Raw genomic sequence first — 3,914 nt, forward strand, 5'->3', positions numbered from 1 at the left:
GCTCCGGCACGCCGCCCGGCCAGCGGGCCGCCGGCGAACGGGGCGTCGGCCGGCGGTGACCCGGGGCGGCGGGGCCGACCCCGCGCCGGTGGGTGACCTCAGAGCGCCTTGGGAGCTGATGTCGTAAACGACTCACACCGCGGGCCGGTGCCCCGCGGGGTGACCGCCGGACCCTGGCCGGCAGCCTACGGGGCGATATCGCAGACGACTCAGCTCGAAAGGCGTTCAGCAGCGATGCCGGTGCCTGGACGGCGGCCTCCGGCCGGACTCCCGGTTCGCGGCTCGTGAAGCGAGATCACCTGGCCGAGATGCCACCCGTGCCGGCACGCGAGCAGCCAGGCCACGGCCCCGGCCGGGGCGGGTCAGCGGGCGGGGGGTCAGCGGACCGGGTTGCGGACGCCCTCGGCGAGTTCGGCACTCAGCGTCCGCAGGGCGGCCAGGCCGGCGGCCTGGTCCGGGGCGTCCAGCACGCAGCGGACCAGGGCGCTGCCCACGATGACGCCGTCGGCGTACCCGGCCACGGTGCCGGCCTGCGCGCCGGTGCCCACGCCGAGGCCGACGCCGACCGGCAGGTCGGTGACCTCGCGCACCCGGGAGACCAGGACCGGCGCCGCCGCGGAGGTCTGCGCCCGGGCCCCGGTCACCCCCATGATCGCGGTCGCGTAGACGAAGCCGCGGCAGTGCTCCACGGTCATCCGCAGCCGCGCGTCGGTGGACGACGGGGAGACCAGGAACGTCCGGTCCAGGCCGTGCGCGTCGGACGCGGCCAGCCACTCGTCGGCCTCGTCGGGGATCAGGTCCGGGGTGATCAGACCGGTGCCCCCGGCGGCGGCCAGGTCGCGGGCGAAGGCGTCCACGCCGTACTGCTCGATCGGGTTCCAGTAGGTCATGGTGACCACCTGCGCGCCGGTCGCGGCGACCGCCTCGATGATGCGCAGCGCGTCGGCGGTCCGTACGCCGCCGGCCAGCGCGATGTCGCTGGCCTTCTGGATCACCGGGCCGTCCATCACCGGGTCGGAGTACGGGATCTCCACCTCGATGACGTCCACGCCCACCTCGACCATCGCGGTCATCGCGGCGATGCTGCCCTCGACGCTGGGGAACCCGGCCGGCATGCAGCCGACCAGCACGGCCCGCCCGTCCGCGCGGGCCTTGTCGAAGGCGACCCCGATCCGGCTCACGATCTCACTGCTCCTTGTCGAGGATGCCGAAGTATCCACCGGCGGTGTGGACGTCCTTGTCGCCCCGACCGGAGAGGTTGACCACGATGACCGGCTCCCGGCCCAGCTCGGCGGCGAGCCGGGGGGCGATCGTGAGGGCGCCGGCGAGGGCGTGCGAGCTCTCGATCGCCGGGATGATCCCCTCGGTGCGGCAGAGCAGCTCGAACGCGGCCATCGCCTCGGCGTCGTTGACCGGCAGGTAGGTGGCCCGGCCGCTGTCGTGCAGCCAGGCGTGCTCCGGCCCGACGCCCGGGTAGTCCAGGCCGGCCGAGATCGAGTGCGACTCGATCGTCTGCCCGTCCTCGTTCTGCAGCACGTACGTGCGGGTGCCGTGCAGCACGCCGGCGGAGCCGCCGGTGATGCTGGCCGCGTGCCGGCCGGTCTCGACACCCTCACCGCCGGCCTCGAAGCCGTACAGCCGCACCCCGGCGTCCGGGACGAAGGCGTGGAAGATGCCAAGCGCGTTGGAACCGCCGCCCACGCAGGCCGCGACCGCGTCCGGCAGCGCACCGGTCAGGTCGAGGCACTGCCGGCGGGCCTCGTCGCCGATGCCGCGCACGAAGTCCCGGACCATCTCCGGGAACGGGTGCGGGCCGGCGGCGGTGCCGATCAGGTAGTGGGTGGTGTCGACGTTGGCCACCCAGTCCCGCATCGCCTCGTTCATCGCGTCCTTGAGGGTCCGCGAGCCGGTGGTGACCGGGATGACGGTGGCGCCGAGCATCCGCATCCGGGCCACGTTGAGCGCCTGCCGCTCGGTGTCCACCTCGCCCATGTAGACCACGCACTCGAGGTCGAACAGGGCGGCGGCGGTGGCGGTGGCGACGCCGTGCTGGCCGGCGCCGGTCTCGGCGATCACGCGGCGCTTGCCCATCCGCTTGGTGAGCAGCGCCTGGCCGAGCACGTTGCGCACCTTGTGCGCGCCGGTGTGGTTGAGGTCCTCCCGCTTGAGCAGGATCCGCGCGCCGGCCTTCGCGGAGAACCGCCGGGCCTCGTAGAGCAGCGAGGGGGTGCCGGCGTAGTCGCGCAGCAGGGCGTCGAACTCGGCGCGGAACTCCTCGTCGGTCATCGCCTTGCGGTACGCCGCGTCGAGCTCGTCCAGCGCCGCGACCAGCGCCTCGGGGACGAACCGGCCGCCGAACCGACCGAAGTGACCGGCGGCGTCGGGAAGCTGTCCGGCGGGGGCCGCGGCGTCTGCGCTCATCGCGGGTGTCCTCTCGAGACGTGTCGGGACCCGGCGCGGGTCAGCGCACCGGGCGGGGCGTGGCCGGGTGGTTGCCGGCGTTGACCAGCTCGGCGACCGCCTCGCGGGGGCTCTTCTGGGTGACCAGGCCCTCGCCGACCAGGACCGCGTCGGCGCCCGCCGAGGCGTACCGGATGAGGTCGTGCGGACCGCGCACGCCGGACTCGGCGATCTTGACGACGCTGCTCGGCAGGCCGGGCGCGATCCGCTCGAACACCGAGCGGTCGACCTCCAGGGTACGCAGGTCACGGGCGTTGACCCCGATCACCCGCGCGCCGGCCGCCAGGGCCCGGTCGGCCTCGTCCTCGGTGTGCACCTCGACCAGCGCGGTCATGCCGAGCGACTCGATCCGCTCCAGCAGCCCCATGAGAACGTTCTGCTCCAGCGCGGCGACGATCAGCAGCACCAGGTCGGCGCCGTGGGCCCGCGCCTCGTGCACCTGGTAGCTGGAGACCACGAAGTCCTTGCGCAGCACCGGGATCCGCACCGCGGCCCGCACGGCGGCCAGGTCGTCCAGGGAGCCGCCGAACCAGCGCCCCTCGGTGAGCACGCTGATCGCCCGGGCACCCCCGGCCGCGTATTCGCCGGCCAGGTCGGCCGGGTCGGCGATCTCGGCCAGCCGCCCCTTGGACGGCGAGGAGCGCTTCACCTCGGCGATCACGGCAACGCCGGGCCGGCGCAGGGCCGCGTACGCGTCCATCGGCGGCGGCGCGGCGGCGGCCAGTTCCCGGATCCGCTCCAGCGGAACCTGCTCCTGTCGCCGCGCCACGTCCTCGCGGACGCCGGCCAGGATCTCGTCGAGCACGCTTGCGGGCGCCGCCGACCCGGCGTCGTCCCCCTCCGCGTGCGCATGCTCAGCAGTCACCAACGGACTCCCCTCTCCGGGTGTCATGGGCCGATGCTAGGGGGCGCCACCTGGCGACAAGTCCCGGGGGTATGGCGCTCCTCACGAAATGGGCTGTGGCATCATGGCGGACTTCCGGTGAACACGGTGTCACGCAGCGCGTTCCCCCGTTCCTGTGACCAAGCTCAAGGACGAACGGCCCTGCCCAGGTCACGCCCGCTGCTGGAGAGTTGACCCGTACGTCACGGCGGCGAAACGCGAGTCGGACAGCATCGCTGTCGGGCAGACTCGACGAGGCGCCTGCCGAACCGTCGCCAACGATCTCGTACGGGGTGACCATGAGCACCAACGGGCCGCACCAGACCATCGGACTCACCACCATCTCCCGGACCGTCGCGTCGCTCGCCGTCGGCGTGGTGCACACCCTCGAACGCGCCATGGTCGGCGACGGCCGGATGCGGACCGCCCGGGGCAACGCCTGGGAGGCGGTCTGCGCCGACCGGGCCCGGGCCGCGCAGCGCCGCGAACTGGACCGCCTGATCGCCGAGCTGGCCGCCGCCCGGGTGGCGGCCGGGGCCGCCGTCCGCGAGCGCCGCGACGCGCGGGACGC

4 protein-coding genes are annotated in these 3,914 nt (G+C 74.1%); 1 reads left to right on the forward strand and 3 read right to left on the reverse strand.

Annotated elements, in window-relative coordinates; genetic code table 11:
- Nucleotides 1-377 precede the first annotated feature (377 nt).
- From trpA to trpC, 3 genes are read right to left on the reverse strand one after another with little or no spacing between them, the layout of a single operon-like run.
- Entirely contained in the window at nt 378-1,181 is an 804-nt protein-coding gene (trpA, locus tag ACWEVO_RS32070) for a tryptophan synthase subunit alpha (RefSeq protein ID WP_452311196.1), read from the reverse strand.
- 4 nt (nt 1,182-1,185) lie between these two features.
- Nucleotides 1,186-2,421 carry a tryptophan synthase subunit beta gene (gene trpB, locus ACWEVO_RS32075; RefSeq protein WP_452311197.1) on the reverse strand — a complete coding sequence of 412 codons (1,236 nt, stop codon included), beginning with the start codon at nt 2,419-2,421 and terminating at the stop codon, nt 1,186-1,188.
- A gap of 40 nt (nt 2,422-2,461) precedes the next feature.
- A complete protein-coding gene (trpC, locus tag ACWEVO_RS32080) occupies nt 2,462-3,265 on the reverse strand; it encodes an indole-3-glycerol phosphate synthase TrpC (RefSeq protein ID WP_452311199.1) in 804 nt (267 codons plus the stop codon).
- 377 nt (nt 3,266-3,642) lie between these two features.
- Here trpC and ACWEVO_RS32085 point away from each other — a divergent pair.
- Nucleotides 3,643-3,914 (forward strand): hypothetical protein (locus ACWEVO_RS32085; protein WP_452311198.1); only part of this gene is annotated, 272 nt, incomplete at its 3' end.

The sequence above is a fragment of the Micromonospora sp. NPDC003776 genome, from assembly GCF_053605645.1.

What these genes read in the sequence shown, in the direction of transcription:
- trpB (WP_452311197.1), bottom strand. Translation starts at nt 2,421, where the DNA reads ATGAGCGCAGACGCCGCGGCCCCCGCCGGACAGCTTCCCGACGCCGCC.